Annotated in this window: 22 protein-coding genes; 12 read left to right on the forward strand and 10 right to left on the reverse strand. The window is 68.3% G+C overall.

Translation table 11 applies throughout. The features are described 5' to 3' along the window. Positions 1-30 precede the first annotated feature (30 nt). From Q5Y72_RS03100 to Q5Y72_RS03125, 6 genes are read left to right on the forward strand one after another with little or no spacing between them, the layout of a single operon-like run. Positions 31-990, forward strand: a complete 960-nt coding sequence (locus Q5Y72_RS03100) for a Bug family tripartite tricarboxylate transporter substrate binding protein (protein ID WP_305961951.1) — start codon at positions 31-33, stop codon at positions 988-990. Continuing rightward, positions 987-1,430, forward strand: coding sequence for a tripartite tricarboxylate transporter TctB family protein (locus Q5Y72_RS03105; protein WP_305961952.1), 444 nt, complete (start codon positions 987-989; stop codon positions 1,428-1,430). The genes Q5Y72_RS03100 and Q5Y72_RS03105 overlap by 4 nt, the downstream gene beginning before the upstream one ends. Positions 1,431-1,434: 4 nt before the next feature. Continuing rightward, on the forward strand, positions 1,435-2,961 hold the full coding sequence (locus Q5Y72_RS03110) for a tripartite tricarboxylate transporter permease (protein ID WP_305961953.1): 1,527 nt from the start codon (positions 1,435-1,437) through the stop codon (positions 2,959-2,961). Positions 2,962-2,965: 4 nt separating this feature from the next. After that, positions 2,966-4,327 (forward strand): acyclic terpene utilization AtuA family protein, encoded by a 1,362-nt coding sequence (locus Q5Y72_RS03115; protein ID WP_305961954.1) that lies wholly within the window; start codon positions 2,966-2,968, stop codon positions 4,325-4,327. Further along, positions 4,324-4,623: a DUF4387 family protein gene (locus Q5Y72_RS03120; RefSeq protein ID WP_305961955.1), complete on the forward strand. Its 300-nt coding sequence runs from the start codon at positions 4,324-4,326 to the stop codon at positions 4,621-4,623. The genes Q5Y72_RS03115 and Q5Y72_RS03120 overlap by 4 nt, the downstream gene beginning before the upstream one ends. Then, positions 4,610-5,638 carry an AbrB family transcriptional regulator gene (locus Q5Y72_RS03125; protein ID WP_305961956.1) on the forward strand — a complete coding sequence of 343 codons (1,029 nt, stop codon included), beginning with the start codon at positions 4,610-4,612 and terminating at the stop codon, positions 5,636-5,638. Before Q5Y72_RS03120 ends, Q5Y72_RS03125 begins: the two co-directional genes overlap by 14 nt. Here the strand turns inward: Q5Y72_RS03125 and Q5Y72_RS03130 are convergent. From Q5Y72_RS03130 to Q5Y72_RS03150, 5 genes are all read right to left on the reverse strand, one after another. Further along, a complete protein-coding gene (locus Q5Y72_RS03130; protein ID WP_305961957.1) occupies positions 5,622-6,509 on the reverse strand; it encodes a TolB family protein in 888 nt (295 codons plus the stop codon). The genes Q5Y72_RS03125 and Q5Y72_RS03130 overlap by 17 nt on opposite strands. 122 nt (positions 6,510-6,631) lie before the next feature. Continuing rightward, positions 6,632-8,341: a bifunctional sulfate adenylyltransferase/adenylylsulfate kinase gene (locus Q5Y72_RS03135; RefSeq protein ID WP_305961958.1), complete on the reverse strand. Its 1,710-nt coding sequence runs from the start codon at positions 8,339-8,341 to the stop codon at positions 6,632-6,634. A gap of 327 nt (positions 8,342-8,668) precedes the next feature. Further along, positions 8,669-9,076 carry a c-type cytochrome gene (locus tag Q5Y72_RS03140; RefSeq protein WP_305961959.1) on the reverse strand — a complete coding sequence of 136 codons (408 nt, stop codon included), beginning with the start codon at positions 9,074-9,076 and terminating at the stop codon, positions 8,669-8,671. Between the two features lie 49 nt (positions 9,077-9,125). Continuing rightward, positions 9,126-9,800: an ABC transporter ATP-binding protein gene (locus Q5Y72_RS03145; protein WP_305961960.1), complete on the reverse strand. Its 675-nt coding sequence runs from the start codon at positions 9,798-9,800 to the stop codon at positions 9,126-9,128. Further along, positions 9,793-11,094 (reverse strand): lipoprotein-releasing ABC transporter permease subunit, encoded by a 1,302-nt coding sequence (locus Q5Y72_RS03150; protein ID WP_305961961.1) that lies wholly within the window; start codon positions 11,092-11,094, stop codon positions 9,793-9,795. Before Q5Y72_RS03150 ends, Q5Y72_RS03145 begins: the two co-directional genes overlap by 8 nt. A gap of 134 nt (positions 11,095-11,228) precedes the next feature. Between Q5Y72_RS03150 and radA the strand changes: the two genes are divergently transcribed. The 3 genes from radA to purF all read left to right on the forward strand — a co-directional run bounded on the left by radA (position 11,229) and on the right by purF (position 14,891). Then, positions 11,229-12,605 (forward strand): DNA repair protein RadA, encoded by a 1,377-nt coding sequence (gene radA / locus Q5Y72_RS03155; protein ID WP_305961962.1) that lies wholly within the window; start codon positions 11,229-11,231, stop codon positions 12,603-12,605. Positions 12,606-12,646: 41 nt separating this feature from the next. Beyond that, entirely contained in the window at positions 12,647-13,255 is a 609-nt protein-coding gene (locus tag Q5Y72_RS03160) for a CvpA family protein (protein ID WP_305961963.1), read from the forward strand. Positions 13,256-13,400: 145 nt separating this feature from the next. Continuing rightward, positions 13,401-14,891, forward strand: a complete 1,491-nt coding sequence (gene purF / locus Q5Y72_RS03165; protein WP_305961964.1) for an amidophosphoribosyltransferase — start codon at positions 13,401-13,403, stop codon at positions 14,889-14,891. Between the two features lie 83 nt (positions 14,892-14,974). On the opposite strand, the gene Q5Y72_RS03170 is transcribed toward purF, so the two are convergent. The 5 genes from Q5Y72_RS03170 to Q5Y72_RS03190 all read right to left on the reverse strand — a co-directional run bounded on the left by Q5Y72_RS03170 (position 14,975) and on the right by Q5Y72_RS03190 (position 17,410). Next, on the reverse strand, positions 14,975-15,421 hold the full coding sequence (locus tag Q5Y72_RS03170) for an NUDIX domain-containing protein (protein WP_305961965.1): 447 nt from the start codon (positions 15,419-15,421) through the stop codon (positions 14,975-14,977). Further along, positions 15,418-16,452, reverse strand: a complete 1,035-nt coding sequence (locus tag Q5Y72_RS03175) for a 5-(carboxyamino)imidazole ribonucleotide synthase (protein ID WP_305961966.1) — start codon at positions 16,450-16,452, stop codon at positions 15,418-15,420. Before Q5Y72_RS03175 ends, Q5Y72_RS03170 begins: the two co-directional genes overlap by 4 nt. Then, positions 16,445-16,930, reverse strand: a complete 486-nt coding sequence (purE, locus tag Q5Y72_RS03180) for a 5-(carboxyamino)imidazole ribonucleotide mutase (protein WP_305961967.1) — start codon at positions 16,928-16,930, stop codon at positions 16,445-16,447. Before purE ends, Q5Y72_RS03175 begins: the two co-directional genes overlap by 8 nt. A 61-nt stretch (positions 16,931-16,991) precedes the next feature. Further along, positions 16,992-17,210, reverse strand: a complete 219-nt coding sequence (locus Q5Y72_RS03185) for a YdcH family protein (RefSeq protein ID WP_305961968.1) — start codon at positions 17,208-17,210, stop codon at positions 16,992-16,994. Further along, the gene (locus Q5Y72_RS03190; protein WP_305961969.1) at positions 17,207-17,410 is read right to left on the reverse strand and encodes a hypothetical protein; all 204 of its coding nucleotides are present in this window, start codon (positions 17,408-17,410) and stop codon (positions 17,207-17,209) included. The genes Q5Y72_RS03185 and Q5Y72_RS03190 overlap by 4 nt, the downstream gene beginning before the upstream one ends. Here Q5Y72_RS03190 and Q5Y72_RS03195 point away from each other — a divergent pair. The 3 genes from Q5Y72_RS03195 (at position 17,391) to Q5Y72_RS03205 (ending at position 18,723) form a co-directional block, all read left to right on the forward strand. Further along, positions 17,391-17,951, forward strand: coding sequence for a hypothetical protein (locus Q5Y72_RS03195; RefSeq protein ID WP_305961970.1), 561 nt, complete (start codon positions 17,391-17,393; stop codon positions 17,949-17,951). The genes Q5Y72_RS03190 and Q5Y72_RS03195 overlap by 20 nt on opposite strands. A 118-nt stretch (positions 17,952-18,069) precedes the next feature. After that, entirely contained in the window at positions 18,070-18,480 is a 411-nt protein-coding gene (locus Q5Y72_RS03200) for an Hsp20 family protein (RefSeq protein WP_305961971.1), read from the forward strand. A gap of 15 nt (positions 18,481-18,495) precedes the next feature. After that, a complete protein-coding gene (locus Q5Y72_RS03205; RefSeq protein WP_305961972.1) occupies positions 18,496-18,723 on the forward strand; it encodes a DUF1150 family protein in 228 nt (75 codons plus the stop codon). Positions 18,724-18,733: the final 10 nt, after the last annotated feature.

Below are 18,733 nucleotides of genomic sequence, written 5' to 3' on the forward strand. Positions count from 1 at the left end.
GCGATCCGGCGCATCCACTGGGAGGATACCATGAAGACCTGGACCCGTGCGGCGATCGCCGCGCTGATGATGACCGCAGCCATGCCGGCCATGGCCGAGGAATGCATCGCCCCCGCCAACCCCGGCGGCGGCTGGGATTTCACCTGCCGCCAGATCGGCCGCATCATGACCGAGATCGGGCTGGTGCCGAACATGGTGCAGGTCACCAACCTGAACGGCGCCGGCGGCGGCGTGGCCTACACGCAGGTCGTCAGCTCGCGCGGCGACGATCCCGCCCTGTTCGTGGCCGCCTCGTCGGCAACCACCACGCGGCTGGCGCAGAACGCATTCGCCGGGGCGACGGCCGATCAGGTCCGCTGGGTCGGCTCGATCGGCGGCGATCCCGGCGTTCTGGTCGTGGCCAAGGACAGCCCGTTCCAGAACCTGACCGACCTCGTCGAGGCGGTGAAGGCCGATCCGGCCTCGGTCGCCTTTGCCGGCGGCTCGGCGGTGGGTGGCTTCGACCACCTGAAGGTGCTGATGATGCTGGACAAGGCCGGCTTCGAGGACGCCCGCGCGGTCAAGTATATCGGTCTTGACGGCGGCGCCGACGCCATCACCCAGACGGTCGGCGGGTTTGCCCAGGCGATGACGGGCGATCTGTCCGAGATCACCGGCTTCATCAAGTCGGGCGATGTGCGGCCGATCGCGGTGCTGTCGGAAAGCCGCGTTTCGGGCTTCGAGGACGTGCCGACCGCCAAGGAGCAGGGCGTGAACATCGTCGCGATGAACTGGCGCGGCATCTACGTGCCCAAGGACATCAGCGACGAGGATTACCAGAAATGGGTCGACATGCTGCGGCAGGTCGGTGAATCCGACCAGTGGAAGCAGGTGATGGCCGAAAACGGGCTGGAACCCTACAACCTGTTCGGCGCCGAGTTCGAGGCCTTCGTGAACGAGAACATCGCCGAGATCCAGGAGATCTCGCGCGAGATCGGGTTGCTGCAATGATCCGCGGCGACCGCATCTTCGGAGCGGTGATGATCGTGGTGGCGCTGGGGTATATCCTCAGCGCCAGCAGCATCCAGACCAGCTTCATGTCCGACCCGGTCGGCCCGCGCATCTTTCCCTACATGATCGCGGCCGTCGTCATCCTGTCCTCGCTGGTGATGGTGCTGCGGCCCGATCCCGATCAGGACTGGCCCGCCGGCCCGATGGTGGCGCAGCTTGGCCTCGCCCTGGCGGTGCTGGTGGGCTATGCCTATGCGATCACGCCGCTGGGCTTCATCCTGCCCACGACCATCGCCGCCGGCGTCATCAGCTGGCAGATCGGCGGCAATCCGCGCCGCGCGGCCATCGCCGGGCTGGGGCTTGCCGTTGGCCTGTTCGTGCTGTTCCGCGTCATCCTTGGGCTGGGCCTGAAGGGTCTTCCCGCTGGCATGGGGTTCTGAGATCATGGAAACACTTGCCAACCTGGCGATGGGATTTTCCATCGCGATCACGCCGTTCACCCTGCTGCTGGCCATCATCGGCTGCTTTGTCGGCACCATCATCGGCGCCCTGCCCGGCCTTGGGCCGTCCAACGGGGTGGCGCTGCTGATCCCGATCTCGTTCTCTATGGGGCTGGATGCGATTTCGGCGCTGGTGCTGCTGACCTCGGTCTATTACGGGGCGATGTATGGCGGCCGCATCAGCTCGATCCTGCTGAACATTCCCGGCGACGAGCCGGCGATGATGACCACGCTGGACGGCTATCCGATGGCCAAGCAGGGCAAGGCCGCCGAAGCTCTGGTGGTGTCGGGCGTGGCGTCCTTCGTCGGCGCGCTGCTGGCCACCATCGGTCTGATGGTCTTTGCGCCCTATCTGGCGCGGGTCGCCTATCAGTTCGGGCCGGCCGAATACTTCGCGCTCTACATGCTGGCCTTCTGCACGCTGGGCGGCATGGGCTCGAACAACCAGGCCAAGGCGGCGCTGGCCGCGGCTATCGGCCTCGGCATCGCGATGATCGGGCTGGACAAGACAACGGGCATGCCGCGCTTTACCTTCGGCGAGCTGCACCTGATGGACGGGGTCGACTTCCTCGTGGCCATCGTCGGCCTGTTTGCCGTGGCCGAGGTGTTTCACTTCATCGAAAGCCACGGCAAGGACAGCGCGATCGGCGTCAAGCTGGGCAAGATCCTCGTGCCGTGGAGGATGCTGAAGCAGACCAGCGGCGCGATGCTGCGCGGCACCGGCATCGGCTTCGTCGCGGGCGTGCTGCCCGGCGCCGGCGCCTCGCTGGGGTCGTTCCTGGCCTACATGGCCGAGAAATCGGCCGCCAAGGACAAGGCGACCTTCGGCCAGGGCAACCCCAAGGGCGTCGCCGCACCGGAAGCCGGCAACAACGCCGCGGCGGGTGGCGCGCTGGTGCCGATGCTGACGCTGGGTGTTCCCGGCTCGGGCACCACGGCGGTCCTGCTGGCGCTGCTGCTGACGCTGAACATCACGCCGGGGCCGCTGCTGTTCACCGAACGGCCCGAGGTGGTCTGGTCGCTGATCGCCTCGCTGCTGATCGCCAACGTCGTGCTGTTGCTGATGAACGTGCCGATGATCAAGGTCTTCGTGAAGATCCTGTCGGTGCCGGCCTGGGTGCTGCTGCCGGGGGTGACGATGGTGGCCTTCGTGGGCATCTACTCGCTGACCGGATCCAGCTTCGACATGCTGATGATGGTGGGCTTCGGCGTGCTGGGCTATGTCATGCGCAAGCTGGACATCCCGACCGTCCCGGTCATCCTCGGCATCCTGCTGGGCAACGCGATGGAGGACAACCTGCGCCGCGCGATGGTGCTGTCGAACGGCGACTGGACCTTCCTCTTCAGCTCGCCTATTGCGGTGGGGCTGTGGATTGCCGCGGTTCTGGGCTTCCTGGCCCCGCTGTTCCTGCGCCGGCTGCTGAAAAAGCCGCCGCTGCCCACCACCGACCCCACGCTGAACGAGGACTGATCCCATGCCGACCCGCGTTCTGGTGCCTTCGGGCGTCCTGGGGCTGGGCTTCGACCACGCCGCGCTGATGCGCGGCGTGGCGATGCGCCCCGACATCATCTGCATCGACGGGGGGTCCACCGACAGTGGGCCCTTCAGCCTTGGCGCGGGGGTGTCGAAATACTCTCGCGCCGCGACGAAATCGGAATGGCGCAGCCTGATGCGGGCCCGCGCCGAGGCAGGCGTGCCGCTGGTCATCGGCACGGCAGGCACCTGCGGCACCGACAGCACGGTGGACTGGATGTATGACATCACCACCGAACTGGCCGCCGAACTGGGCCAGTCGCTGAAGATCGCCCGGCTCTATTCCGGCCAGCCCGTCGAACGCATCGCCGAGGCAATGACAGCGGGCCGCATCGCGGCCCTGCCCGCCGCCCCGGCCATCGCGCTGGAGGGCCTTGCCAACATCGTGGCCTTGGCCGGGGCCGAGCAGATCCAGGCCGCGCTGGCGACCGGCGCCGACATCGTGATCGCCGGGCGCACCACCGACACCGCCACCATCGCCGCCCTGCCGCTGTCGCGCGGCGATGCCGCCGGCGGCGCGTGGCATGGCGCCAAGATCGCAGAATGCGGCGCGCTGTGTTCCACGAACCCGACCTCGGGGGTGATCATGGTCGATTTCGACGAGACCGGCTTCACCGTCGAGCCGCTGGCCGACAGCGCCGCCTGCACGCCCCATTCGGTCAGCGCGCATATGCTGTATGAAAATTCGGACCCGTTCATCCTCTACGAGCCGGGCGGGCATCTGGACGTGACCGGCGCGCGCTATGCCGCGCTGGACGGCCGCCGCGTCCGGGTCGAGGGCTCGCGCTGGCTGCCCGGCCCCTACACGGTCAAGCTGGAAGGCGCGCGGGTCGCGGGCTACCAGACCACGATCCTCGCGATCCTGCGCAACGCCCATTACGCGGCCAATGCGCAGGCCTGGGTGGACCGGCTGTCGGGCTTCCTGGCCCGCGAGATCGAGACCCGGATGGGGCTGGCCCCCGCCGATTACGGGCTGGAGTTCCGGCTGATCGGCGTCAATGGCGCGCTTGGCCCGCTGGAAAACCGCTGCGGCGATCCGGTCGAGGTGGGCGTTCTGGGCATCGTCACCGCCCGCAGCCAGGCCGAGGCCGCCGAGATCGGCAAGCTGATCAACCCCTTCGTGCTGCACTACCCGCTGACCGACGACGAGGAACTGCCGACCTTCGCCTTCCCCTATTCGCCGGCCACCACCGATCGGGGCGCGCTGTATGAATTCGCCCTGAACCATGTGATGCATCTCGACGATCCGATGGCCGCGTTCCGCATCGAGGTGACGCAGATCGGCGCGGAGGTTCCGGCATGAAACTGGGTGATGCCGTCCTGAAAGTGCGGTCCAAGAATGCCGGGCCGTTCTGGGTCACCATCGACATCTTCTGCGACCGGCCCGAGATCTTCGCGCGGGTGCGCGACACCCTTGGCAACCGCGAGGTGGCCGCGCTTTACAACGTGCCCGAGGCAACGCTGAAACGCTTTGACATCGAGGATCTGCGCGTCGTCAAGTTCAGCCTGCCGCGTCCGGTCGTGCAGGGCTCGGCGGCCGACCGCGACATGCATGGCGCGCAGTATGCGGCGCTTCTGGAGGAACATGACCTCGCCTAGACGCCGCCTGCTGACCTTCGCGCTGGCCGCGGCCGGCGCGGCGGCCTTCCTGATCCTCGGCCTGCCGCTGCCCTGGCTGCTGGGTCCGATGCTGGCCTGCCTGATCGCGGCGCTGGCCGGCGCGCCGCTGGCCGGCGCCGGGCAGTTCGGCATCTTCATGCGCACGTTCCTGGGCGTTGCCGTGGGTGCCTCGATCACGCCCCAGGTGCTGACCGGCCTGCCCGACATCGCCGCCTCGCTGGCGCTGGTGCCGGTCTTCATCGCGGTGATCGCGATGATCGGCTATCCGCTGTTCCGCCGCGTCTTCGGCTTCGACCACCCGACCGCCTGGTATGCGGCGATGCCGGGTGGCCTGCAGGACATGCTGGTCTTTGGCGAAGAGGCGGGTGGCGACATCCGCGCGCTGTCGCTGATCCATGCGACGCGGGTGCTGGTGATCGTGACGGTGGCGCCGCTGATCATGCAGCTTTACTGGGGCGTGGACCTGTCGCAGCCCCCCGGCGCCCCGATCACCGAGACCGGCGCGGCCGACATCGCGATCATGGTCGCGGCGGGCCTTCTGGGCTGGAAGATCGCCGAGCGGGTCGGCCTGTTCGGCGCCTCGATCCTCGGTCCGATGATCCTGACCGCCGCGCTGTCGCTTATGGGCATCATCGACCACCGCCCCCCGGCCGAGATCATCCAGGCCGCGCAGTTCTTCATCGGCATCGCCGTGGGCGTGAAATATGCCGGCATCACCGCGCGCGAGCTGCGCATCGACGTGACGGCGGGGCTGGTCTATGCGCTGCTGCTGGCGGTCATCAGCCTGATCTTCATCGAGGTGATCCTGATCCTGGGCCTTGCCCCGGCGCTGGATGCCTTTCTGGCCTATCTGCCGGGCGGGCAGGCCGAGATGGTGGTGATCGCGATCATCGCCGGTGCCGATCTGGCCTATGTGGTCAGCCACCACCTGCTGCGCATCATCATCGTCATCACGCTGGCGCCGCTGGTCGCGCGGGTCATGTCGCGGCGCTGACCGGCGCGGTGCCGGACGCATAGCGCATGAAGGCGAAGGCGTGGCCGTCGGGCGCCCATGAGGGCACGTTCAGGCTGCCCTGCCCGCCCAGCAGATCGACGATCCGCCGCCGCCCCGACCCGTCGGGCGCCATCAGCCACAGCGACACGTCCAGATCGCGCGGATGGCCCGCCGTGCCGGGCGGATAGGCCAGGTAGACGACATGCCGTCCGCAGGGCGAGGGATGGGGAAACCAGTTCACGTTGTCGTCACGAAAGACCGGCGCCGCCCCCTGCCCGTCACGGCCGACGCGCCAGATCTGCGCATGGCCGGTGGCGTCGGAATTGAACCAGACGACCTGCCCGCAGGCCGAGAAATCCGGCCCGTCATGATGCGCAGACCCCTGCGGCGTCAGCACCCTTTCTATGCCGCTGTCCAGATCCATCACCGCGACCCGCACGACCCGATCGCCGCCGCGCACGCAGGCATGGGCGATCCAGCGCCCCTCCGCGCCCAGATGCGCCCCGTGCCACCAGCTTGGGCGCGCCGCCAGAACCTCGCGCGGGCCGTCGGCCTCAAGCATGTAGATGCCCGAGCCATGCGCATTGTGGCAGGAAAACAGGATGCGCCCGTCGGGCAGGATGCCATGATCGTTGTTGCAGCGGTCCAGCCCGCCGATATCGATGGCCCGCAACCCGGCGGCATCAGCCCGCCACAGCCGCCCCTCGGCATTGACGAGGAACCAGCCCTCGGGATGCCAGTTCGGCGCCTCGATCAGCCGCGGCGAGCGCAGCACCACCCGGCAGCGCCCGGACGCGATGTCAAAGACCTCCAGCGAGGATCGCCAGCCGGCCGCGCCGGGCCGCGCATCGGATGGATCGTCGCGTGTCATCGCCTGCCTCGCCCCTGTCGCCCCACCCGCCCCTCACGGGCGGATGGCCCCGCCCCATCAAAGGCGAACGGCCCCGCCCCGGCAAGGGGCGAGGCCGCGCTTGTCGCGGATGCGGGCCGGCCTCAGTTCAGGCCGATCAGCCCCATGCCTTCCAGCGTCAGCAGCACCTGATGCGCGCAGGTATCGACATCCACATCCTGCGTGTCGACGCGCAGTTCGGGCTTCTGCGGATCCTCATAGGGGTCCGAGATGCCGGTGAATTCCTTGATCTTGCCTTCGCGCGCCAGCTTGTAGAGGCCCTTGCGGTCTCGACGCTCGCATTCCTCGATCGAGGTCGCGACATGCACCTCGACGAAGGCGCCGTATTGCTCGACCATCTCGCGGACGGCGCGGCGGGTCGCGGTGTAGGGCGCGATGGGCGCACAGATCGCGATGCCGCCATTCTTGGTGATCTCGCTGGCGACATAGCCGATGCGCTTGATGTTGATGTCGCGGTGTTCCTTGCTGAAGCCCAGTTCGGACGACAGGTGCTTGCGGACCACGTCGCCATCCAGCAGCGTCACCGGCCGGCCGCCCATTTCCATCAGCTTGACCATCAGCGCGTTGGCGATGGTCGATTTGCCGCTGCCCGAGAGGCCGGTGAAGAACACGGTAAAGCCCTGACGCGCGCGGGGCGGCGAGGTGCGGCGCAGCTGCGTGACGACCTCGGGGAAGCTGAACCATTCGGGAATGTCCAGCCCCTCGCGCAGGCGGCGGCGCAATTCGGTGCCGCTGATGTCCAGCACGGTCGACCCCTCGGGAACCTCGTTCGCGGGGAAATAGCTTGCCTTTTCCTGCACATAGACCATGTGCTTGAAGTCCACCATCTCGACGCCGATCTCGTCCTCATGGGTCTTGAACAGCTCTTGCGCGTCATAGGGACCGTAGAAGTCCTTGCCGGCGCTGTTCTTGCCTGGCCCGGCATGGTCGCGGCCCACGATGAAGTGCGTGGCGCCGTGGTTGCGGCGGATCAGCCCGTGCCAGACCACCTCGCGCGGGCCGGCCATGCGCATCGCCAGGTTCAGCAGCGACAGCGTGGTGGTGGCCGAGGGGTATTTGTCCAGCACCGCCTCGTAGCAGCGGACGCGGGTGAAATGGTCCACATCGCCCGGCTTGGTCATGCCGACGACCGGGTGGATCATCAGGTTGGCCTGCGCCTCGCGGGCGGCGCGGAAGGTCAGCTCCTGATGCGCGCGGTGCAGCGGGTTGCGGGTCTGGAAGACCACGACGCGCTGCCAGCCCAGCTTCTTGAACATGGCGCGCAGTTCGTTGGGCGTGTTGCGGCGGCCGCGGAAATCGTAATGCGTCGGCGCCTGCAGGCCCTTGACCGGGCCGCCCAGATAGACCGGGCCGGCGATGTTGTGCAGGTAGTTCACCGCCGGATGCGCCAGATCGTTGGCGCCGAACACCTTCTCGGCCTCATGCGCCTTGTTGGGCACGTATTTGTCGGTGACCGACATGATCGCCAGGATCACGCCCTCGGGGTCGCGCAGCGCGATGTCGGTGCCGGGCTCCAGCCCTTCGGCGAATTTCTCGCTGACATCCAGCGTGATCGGCATCGGCCACAGCGCGCCCGAGGTCAGCCGCATGTCATTGACCACGCCGTTGTAGTCCGCCTCGGTCAGAAAGCCCTTCAGCGGGTTGAAGCCGCCATTCATCAGCAGTTCCAGATCGCACATCTGGCGGGCGGTCAGGTCCCAGCTGGGCAGTTTGCCGGCCTCGTGCTTCAGCGCGGCGGCGGCCTCGTCAGAGACATAGAGTTCGGGGATCGGCGTCTGGTTCGGATGGGTCATGTCGGATGCTCGGATCGATTGAAGAGGGATTGGCGCCGCGGTCCCGCGATGCGGTGCGCGCCGTCGGCCCGCCCATAGACCCGCCCGTGCAGACATTCAACCTGTGGCTTGGCGGGCTGCCACGGATTTCGGCAGGGGCTTGCGCAAATGCCCGGCCGGCCACCGGAACAGTGTCGCGCGAGGCGGCGGGGTGACGGAACGATGATCGGGGGCCCGGCGCATCGGCGGGCGATCTGTCCCGCTCAAGGCCCCGGCGAGGACGATTTCAGACGTTTCGGCGTGGCGCGGCGAAAAAGCCACAGCCACGCCGTTCCGGGGTGACGGGCGCTATTCCTGCAACCCCTCGACATATTCCATCAGCGCGACCAGCCGCCACGGCGTCGGCGTCTCGACCCCGTCGCCGCTGTCATACAGCACCGTCCGCCCCTCCAGCACGTCGCCAAAGGAGGGCATGGCGGTTTCGCCGCGCCCCATCGAATAGCCGTAGATGTGGCTCATCACCCGGTTGCGGGGAAAGACACCGCCATTGTCGCGGGCGATGCGCGTGATGTCGGCGGGGCGCGGGTTCAGCCCCTCGGCCATCGGGCCGTCGCCCTTGCCGGCCGGGCCGTGGCAATCCACGCACAAGGCCCTGAAATCGCTGCGTCCGGTGGTGAGCTGGGTCCCGGGCGCGCAGGCCGCGATCAGCCCAGCCATCGCCACGCCGCCCAGACCTGCCAGAACCACTGCCCTCATCGCTGCCTCCGTCGGTTGCGCTGGCCCGACTGTGCCCCGAGGGGCAGCCTCAGGCAACCGTTTCGTTCAGCCGGATCACCCGGTCCATCCGCGCGGCCAGCGCGTGGTTGTGCGTGGCGATCAGCGCCGACAGCCCGGTTTCGCGGACCAGCGCCATCAGCACTTCGAACACCCGGTCCGAGGTCTCGGGGTCAAGGTTTCCCGTCGGCTCGTCGGCCAGCAGCAGCGCCGGCGCATTGGCCAGCGCCCGGCAGAAGGCCACTCGCTGCTGTTCGCCGCCCGACAATTCGGCGGGGCGGTGGCCGGCGCGGTGGGCCAGCCCGACCCGGCCCAGCAGGTCCTGCGCCCGTGCCGCCGCCGCCCGCGCCCCGACGCCGTTGGCCAGTTGTGGCAGCACGATGTTCTCGGCCGCGGTGAACTCCGGAAGCAGGTGGTGGAACTGGTAGACAAAGCCCAGATCGCGCCGCCGCGCCTCGGTCCGGGCCTTGTCGGGAAGCCCGGTCATGTCGCGCCCTTTCAGCAGCACCCGCCCCCGGTCGGGGGTGTCCAGCAGCCCGGCAATATGCAGCAGCGTCGATTTGCCCGCCCCCGAGGGCGCCACCAGCGCCACCACCTCGCCCCGCGCCACGGCAAGGTCGAGGCCGTGCAGCACCGCGACCGGGGCCGGGCCGTCCTTGCCATAGGTCTTGCCGATTCCCTCGAGGTGCAGCACCGGATCACTCATAGCGCAGCGCCTCGACCGGGTTCATCCGCGCGGCGCGGCGGGCGGGAAAGATCGTCACGATGAAGGACAGCGCCAGCGACAGCCCGACCGCGCGGGCGATGTCCCAGGCCCGCAACTCGGCCGGCAGGCGATAGATGCCGCGCACCTCGGGCTGCCAGGCGCCGCCGCCCGTCAGCGCGTTCAGCCCGGCCATGATGCTGTCGACGTTCAGCGCCAGCGCCACCCCCAGCACCACCCCCGCCAGCGTGCCGAGAACGCCGGTAAAGGCGCCGCACAGGAAGAACACCCGCAGCACCGCCCCCTCGGTCAGCCCCATCGTGCGCAGGATGCCGATGTCGCGGCCCTTGTTCTTGACCAGCATGATCAGCCCCGAGGTGATGTTCATCGAGGCGATCAGCACCAGCACCGACAGGATCACGAACATCACGTCATCCTCCATGTCCAGCGCGCTGAGGAAGCTGCCCGAGGCGTCGCGCCAGTTCCAGACCTGCGCCCCCGGACCCGCCGCCTGCAACAGCGGCAGCGTCCAGTCGTCCACCCGCTCGGGGTCGCTGACAAAGACCTCGATCTCGTCGGCCACGCCCTCGCGGTTGAAATAGCTCTGCGCCTCGGCCATCGGCATGTAGATGCGGGTGCGGTCGATGTCATAGCGCCCGGCACTGAACACATAGACCACCTCATAGGCGGTGACGCGCGGCGTGGTGCCAAAGGCGGTGCGCGCGCCCTCGGGGGCGATCAGCCGCACCTTGTCGCCGACGCCGACCGCCAGTTCCCGCGCGATGCCCGAGCCGATGGCGATGCCACGGTCGAAATCCTGCAGCGAGCCCACCGAAGTCCGTGGATCGACGATACGCGACATTTTCTCTAACTCGTCAAGAGTTACGCCAAACACCTCGGCCACGTTCGAGCTGTCATTGGCGGTCGCCATGACCTGCCCGCGAATGACCGGCGCGGTGCGGGTGACGCCGGGGATCTGCGCCAGCGTGGCAGCCATCGCGTCGTAATCGGCGATCCGGCCGGGCACCACATAGACATCGTCGGTGAATTCGTTCTCGACCCGCTGGGGTGCCATGTAGACGGTGCTGTGGGCGTTGGCGCCCAGGATCGTGTCCACGAACTCGGCCCGGAAGCCCGCCCGCACCGCCAGCGTGGCGATCAGCGCCATCACCCCCAGCGCGATGCCGACCAGGCTGATCCAGGTCATCACGCTGACCCCGCCCTCGGCGCGGCGGGCGCGCAGATAGCGCCAGGCGATCATGAACTCGTATCGGGAAAACGGCGCGGGGCTGGGCATCGGCGGACCTTGGCGGAAATCGCGCCGACCCTGACCGCGACAGGGCCGAAGATCAAGCCGACAATGCCGTGAAGCACCGCGCCGCGCACAGACGGATATTGCGGTGCGCGCGACGGGATGCCACAAGATGTGGCATGGCCAAACCCGTCGCCGCCTTCACCTGCACCGCCTGCGGCGCCGCCCACAAGAAATGGGCCGGCCGGTGCGAGGCTTGCGGCGCCTGGAACACCATCGTCGAAGAGGCGCCCCTGTCGCAGGGGCCGGGACGCGGCCTCGGCGCCGCCAAGGGGCGCGCGGTGGCGCTGTCGGGCCTGGCGACGGACGAACCGCCGCCGCCGCGCAACCGGTCCGGGCTGGCCGAACTGGACCGGGTGCTGGGGGGCGGGCTGGTGCCCGGCTCGGCCATCCTGGTCGGCGGCGATCCCGGCATCGGCAAATCGACGCTGCTGTTGCAGGGTGCGGCGGCGTTTTCGCGCACCGGGGTGGACGCGATCTATTTCAGCGGCGAAGAGGCCAGCGCGCAGGTCAGGATGCGGGCGCTGCGGCTGGGGCTGGCCGATGCGCCGGTGCGGCTGGGGGCCGAGACGAACCTGCGCAACATCCTGACCACGCTGGATGCCGAGCGTCCGCAGCTGGCGGTGATCGATTCGATCCAGACGCTGTGGTCCGACACCGTCGAGGCCGCGCCCGGCAGCGTCGCGCAGGTCCGCGCCGCCGCGCATGAGCTGGTGACCTTCGCCAAGCGGCGCGGCGTGGCGGTGGTGCTGGTCGGCCATGTCACCAAGGAAGGCCAGATCGCCGGCCCGCGCGTGGTCGAGCACATGGTCGATACGGTCCTGTATTTCGAGGGCGAGCGCGGCCACCAGTTCCGCATCCTGCGCAGCGTCAAGAACCGCTTCGGCCCCGCCGACGAGATCGGCGTGTTCGAGATGACGGGCGCCGGGCTGGCCGAGGTCGCCAACCCCTCGGCGCTGTTCCTGTCGGAACGTGGCCAGCCGGTGCCGGGCAGCGCCGTCTTTGCCGGCATCGAGGGCACGCGGCCGGTGCTGACCGAGGTGCAGGCGCTGGTCGCCCCCTCGACGCTGGCCTCGCCCCGCCGCACCGTGGTCGGGCTGGACTCGGGCCGGGTCAGCACCATCCTCGCCGTGCTCGAGGCGCGCTGCGGGATCCCCTTCGCGGGTCTCGATGTGTTCCTGAACGTCGCCGGCGGGATGCGCGTCAACGAACCGGCGGCGGACCTGGCCATCGCAGGCGCGCTGCTGTCGGCCCGCGAGGACAGCGCCCTGCCGCCCGAAGCGGTGCTTTTCGGCGAGATCAGCCTGTCGGGCGCGCTGCGTCCGGTGTCCCAGACCGAAAACAGGTTGAAAGAGGCGCAGAAACTTGGTTTTTCACAGGCGATTTTACCCGACGGCCAAAAGCTCGAGGGCGTCGATGGCGAACGCGGCGGCATGGCATTCCGCCGCATCGGGGATCTGACGGGATTTGTGGGTGATGTCTTCGGCGCCGGCTGAACCACCTGAAACGTAACAATATCCGGCGCAGGGGCAGAGCAATGGACGGTTTCACGATCATCGACGCGGTGGTGGCTGCGGTCATCATCCTTTCGGCGATACTGGCGTGGTCGCGGGGCTTCGTGCGCGAATCGCTGGCGATCCTGGGCTGGATCGCGGCGGCCATCCTGGCCTTCCTGTTCGCAGCCGCGGTGCGCCCGATGATCGCGCAGCTGCCGGTGCTGGACCGTTTTCTGGGCGACAGTTGCGAACTGGCCACGATCGCGGGCTTCGCGGTGGTCTTCGCGCTGGCGCTGGTGGTGTTCTCGATCATCACGCCGCTGTTTTCCTCGGTCGTGCAGCGTTCCGCGCTGGGCGGCGTCGATCAGGGCATGGGCTTCCTGTTCGGCGTGGCGCGCGGCATCCTGCTGGTTGCCATCGCCTTCATCGTCTATGACAGGGTGATGACCAGCCAGCAGGTCGCCATGGTCGAAAACTCGCGCTCGGCGCAGGTGTTCGAGCGGATGCGCGGCCAGATGGACGAGCAGATCCCCGACGACGCGCCGGGTTGGATCGTCACGCGCTACGAGCAGATGGTCGGCGGCTGCACCGCCAAGGGGCCGGTGACGCCCGATGCCACCCCCGGCGCGACGCCGCCCGCGTCGAACTGAGCCGCAAGCGCCCCGGCGCCGCAGCGCAGCGAAAATGTGACGCGCCGGTGACGAAAAACGGCCCCCTCATGTCGAGGGGGCGTGACTTTGGGCGCGTGCGGCACTACATACCCCCCGACAGCCCAAAGCCATTCAGGATGCCGCGATGCAACCATTCCTGGCCCATCCGTTCGATTCGGACCGCCTGCATGAAGAATGTGGCATCTTCGGGGCGATCGGCGTGGCCGACGCCTCGAGTTTCGTCGCGCTTGGCCTTCATGCGCTTCAGCATCGCGGACAGGAGGCGGGCGGCATCGTCGCCCATGACCCCGAACAGGGCTTCAACAGCGCCCATCGCTTCGGCTATGTCCGCGACAACTTCACCAAGGCCGATGTCATGGCGACGCTGCCGGGGCCGCTGGCCATCGGCCATGTGCGCTATTCGACCGCCGGCTCGAAGGCCGCGACCGCGATCCGCGACGTGCAGCCCTTCTTCGGCGAGTTTCACATGGGCGGCTGCGCCATCGCCCATAACGGCAACATCACCAATGCGAGCGCCCTGCGCCGCGAACTGATCGAGCGCGGCTCGATCTTCTCGTCGTCCTCGGACAGCGAATGCATCATCCACCTGATGGCCCGCTCGATCCAGCGCAACATCCCCGAACGCATGAAGGACGCGCTGCGCCGCGTCGAGGGCGCGTTCAGCGTGATCGCGATGACCAGGACCAAGCTGATCGGTGTGCGCGACCCGCTGGGCGTGCGGCCGCTGGTGCTGGGGCGGGTCGGGGACGAAGGCTTCGTGCTGGCATCGGAAACCTGCGCGCTGGACATCATCGGCGCCGATTTCGTCCGCGAGGTCGAGCCGGGCGAGATGGTGGTGATCTCGCGCGGCAAGATCGAGACATCGCGCCCCTTCGGCCCCTCGACAGGCCGGTTCTGCATCTTCGAGCACGTCTATTTCTCGCGCCCCGATTCGATCATCGGCGGGCGCTCGGTCTACGAAACCCGCCGCCAGATCGGCGTGGAACTGGCCCGCGAGGCGCCGATCGAGGCCGACCTTGTCTGCCCGGTGCCCGACAGCGGCACCCCTGCCGCCATCGGCTATGCGCAGGAATCGGGGATACCTTATGGCATGGGCATCATCCGCAACCAGTACATGGGACGGACCTTCATCGAGCCGACCGACCAGATCCGCAACATGGGCGTGCGGCTGAAGCTGAACGTAAACCGGGCGCTGATCCGCGGAAAGCGGGTCGTGCTGGTCGATGACAGCGTCGTGCGCGGCACCACCAGTCGCAAGATCAAGGACATGATCATCGATGCCGGCGCGGCCGAGGTGCATTTCCGCATCGCCAGCCCGCCCACCGCCTGGCCCTGCTTTTACGGCGTGGACACGCCCGACCGCGAGAAGCTTCTGGCGGCGAACATGTCGACCGACGAGATGCGCGACTGGATCGGCGTGGACAGCCTGGCCTTCGTGTCGCTGGACGGGCTGTACCGGGCGGTCGGCGAGAGCGACGGGCGCAACGCCAAATGCCCGCAATACTGCGACGCCTGCTTCTCGGGCGATTATCCGGTCGCGCCATTCGACCAGCTTGAACGCGGCTTCCGCATGAAGCCGGGATCCGAGACGGCGATGAACGAGGCCGCCGAGTAGGATTGCGTCCCGCGCCGGCCGGGGGCCAGCCCCCCGGACCCCCCCGGGATATTTCAGCCAAGGCAAACGGCGGCGGGCAGGGTTCAGGGTATAATGGGTTCCAGCGCGTCGTAATGCGCCGCCCCGACGCCCCAGACCGCCTCGGCGAGGCTGTCGGGCTTGTGGCGCATGCAGCGCAGTTCGTCACGCGACACCCACCGGAACCGGTTCACCACCCCCGCGGGGTCGGCGAGGATGATCGCCGGGGCGGCGACAAGACGCGCGCGGAAGAGGAGTTCGACCTGGTGGAAGCCCCCGGCCGGATCGTGGAATTCGTTGATCAGGAAGGGTTCGGCCACCGTGATCGCCAGCCCGGTTTCCTGGGCGACCTCACGGATCAGGTTCTGCGGCAGCGACTGGCCGGGTTCGACCCCTCCGCCCGGCAGGCACCACAAGTCGCTGTGCCGGCCGGGATAGGCGTTCACCAGCAGCAGCCGGTCGTCCCTGAGGATCGCCGCGCGCACCGCCAGCCGGGGGCGCGCGGGCCTCATCCGGCGATCCGGTTGACATGGCCCATCTTGCGGCCGGGACGCGCCTCGCCCTTGCCGTAGAGATGGACCTGGGTGCGCGGGCTGGCCAGAAGCGCAGGCAACTGGTCGATGTCGTCGCCGATCAGGTTCTGCATGACCACATCGGCATGGCGCCGGCCATCGCCAAGCGGCAGGCCGGCAACGGCGCGGACATGCTGTTCGAACTGGTCGACGGCGCAACCGGCCTGGGTCCAGTGACCCGAATTGTGCACGCGCGGTGCGATCTCGTTGACGATCAGGCCCTGCGGGGTGACGAACAGTTCGACCCCCATCACGCCGACATAGTCGAGGGCATTCGCGATCTGCGCGGCGATCAGCACCGCATCCGTCGTGACCCGCGCCGGCAGGCCGCAGGGGATGGTCGTCGTGCGCAGGATGCCGCCCTGATGCAGGTTCAGCCCGGGATCGAAGGCCGCCACCTGCCCATCCGCGCCGCGCGCGACGATGACGCTGATCTCGGCGGTGAAATCGACAAGGCCTTCGAGGATCGAGGGCGCGCCGGTCCATCCGCCCGGCCCGTCGTCGATACGGATCTGGCCCTTGCCGTCATAGCCCATGCGCCGTGTCTTGAGGATCGCGGGACGGCCGAGCCGGTCGATCGCGGCGGGCAGATCCTCGTGGCGCGGCACATCCGCGAAGGGCGCGGTGGCAAGGCCGATCCCGTTCAGAAAGGTCTTTTCGTCCAGCCGATCCTGCGAGATCGCGAGGGCGCGGCGGTTGGGGCGGATCGGGCGCAGCGCTTCCAGCAGGTCCAGCGCGGAGGTCGGCACATTCTCGAATTCGTAGGTGATGACATCGACGCTGGCCGCGAAGTCGCGCAGCGCGGCCTCGTTCTCGTAGGGCGCGGTGGTCAGCCGCCATGCCACGTCTCCGGCCGGCGCGGCGCCCGGTTCGTAGATATGGCAGCGCAGGCCCAGCCGGCTGGCCGCGACCGACAGCATCCGGCCCAGCTGGCCGCCGCCGAGGATCCCGATGCTGCGCACCTCAGTCATCGCGCGGCTCCTCGGGGATCGAGGCGGACAGCGCGGCGCGCCAGTCCTGAAGGCGCTGCGCCAGCGCCGGATCGGCAAGGGCAAGGATGCCCGCCGCCATCAACCCGGCATTGGCCGCACCCGCAGCGCCGATGGCCATGGTCGCCACCGGATAGCCCTTCGGCATCTGCAGGATCGAATAGAGCGAGTCCACGCCAGAAAGCGCCCGCGTCTGCACCGGCACGCCGATGACCGGAAGACGCGTCTTGGACGCCATCATGCCCGGCAGATGCGCCGCGCCGCCTGCGCCGGCGACGATCACCTTCAGCCCGCGGGCCACGGCCGTCCTGCCATAGTCCCAAAGCCGGTCCGGGGTGCGATGGGCGCTGACGATCCGGGCCTCGTAGCCGATGCCAAGCTCGTCGAGGATGGCCGCTGCCTCGCGCATGGTCGGCCAGTCCGACTGGCTGCCCATGATGATTCCCACCGGCGTTTCCATGGCGCGCACCCCCTTCCCGTTGTCTGGCGCCTGCCTTAGCGCGGGCGCGGCGGCATCGCAATCAGGCGATGATGTCGGGGGTCAGTTCGTCTTCCAGACGGGCGATCTTGTCCTTCAGGGCAAGCTTTTGCTTCTTCAGGCGCTGCAGGGCCAGCGACGAGGTCAGCTGCTGGGCCGCCAGCGCCGCGATGGCCTCGTCAAGGTCGCGATGCTCGCAGCGCAGGGCGGCCAGCTTGGCGCGGACGATTTCCTCGTGGGACATTTCATGGTGCACGTTCATCTGGCGATCTGCTGGCTGGCGCTTGGACGTTGTTTTTCCAGCTTATAGCCTGTCGGAACGATGCTGTTAACAGAATCATTCCACTGCGATGCATTGCCGCCCGATCCGGCCGATTGATCCCTTGCGCCCTTGCCCATTGCACCCGACACTGAGGTGCACAGGACGAAAGGACAGGCCGACATGATCGCGAAACTCGGCATTGCCGCCCTGGTCACCCTGCTGGCGGTGCCGGCCAGCGCGCAGATGGACGACGGGGAACTGCAACGATGCATCTGGCGCTGCCTCGCCGATTCGCCCGGCGCCGCCAGCCAGCAATACAATGCCTGCGTGCGCCGGCTGTGCGAGGGACCGGCGCCTGCACGTCCGGCGGGTCCCTCGTGGGGCCATGTCGGGCGGGCCTCGGGGGGCGGGCAGATGGCCTCGATCACCGTGGGGGCCAGCACGCTGGCCTTTTCCTGCGAGCGCGGCAAGCCCGCCCTGCTGGCGATCGAGGGGCTGCCGGGGCCGTCACGGGGGATCGCCGTGACGGTGGATGGCCGGCCCTATCGCGCCGACTTCGCCAGCCGCAGGGGCGTGCACTACACCGCCATCCCGGCCGGTTCGCCGCTGCTGGCGGCGCTTCTTGCGGGATCCTCGGTCCAGCTGCGCAATCCCGGCGGCAACAGCGTCTCGACCTTTCCGCTGGCCGGGTCGTCGCGGGCGATCGGCACCGCGATGGCGCGCTGCGGGATGCGCGGCTGAGGGCGCAGGGGCGGGCCAGAGCCTTGTTTCGCCGCGGCGCGATGCCCATATCGGGTCTCGAAGCGGGTTGCCGTTCCGGGACCCGCGAGGACCAGTCGCTTGAACGGACAGGGCTGACATGACCAAGATCTCGCTGGGGGCGCATCCCTACCTGCTGGGCTTCGACCAGCTGGAGCGCATGGCCGAACGGGCCGCCAAGGGTGCCGAGGGCTATCCGCCCTACAATATCGAGCATCTGCCGCCTGACGGCTTTCGCATCACGCTGGCGGTGGCCGGCTTTGGCGAGGACGATCTGGCCGTGACGACCGAGGATCGCCAACTGGTGATCCGCGGCCGGATGGCCGAGGCCGGCGAGGGCCGGGTGTTCCTGCATCGCGGGATCGCGTCGCGCGCATTCCAGCGCAGCTTCGTGCTGGCCGAGGGGGTCGAGGTCGTTTCGGCCGAGATCGAGAACGGGCTGCTGCATGTCGATCTGCGGCGGGTGCCGTCCCAGCAGGTCGTGCAGACCATTCCGATCAGCCGCAAGTAGAGAAAGGGGTTCCGCATGGAAACCGCATTCGATTTCGGCGACAACACCGCCGACAACACCGTCTATGTGCGCCGCGTCGCCACCGAGACGCTGCCCGACGAAATCCGCGAACAGTTGCAGGGAGTGACCCAGCTTTATGCGGTGCATGATGCCGATGGCGAAAGGCTTGCGCTGGTGCGCGACCGGTCCCTGGCCTTCGTGCTGGCCCGGCAGAACGAACTGATGCCGGTCAGCGTTCACTGACGCGCCCGAC

Origin of the sequence: Paracoccus spongiarum, assembly GCF_030732095.1 — a bacterium.
Classification (GTDB): Bacteria; Pseudomonadota; Alphaproteobacteria; order Rhodobacterales; family Rhodobacteraceae; genus Paracoccus; species Paracoccus spongiarum.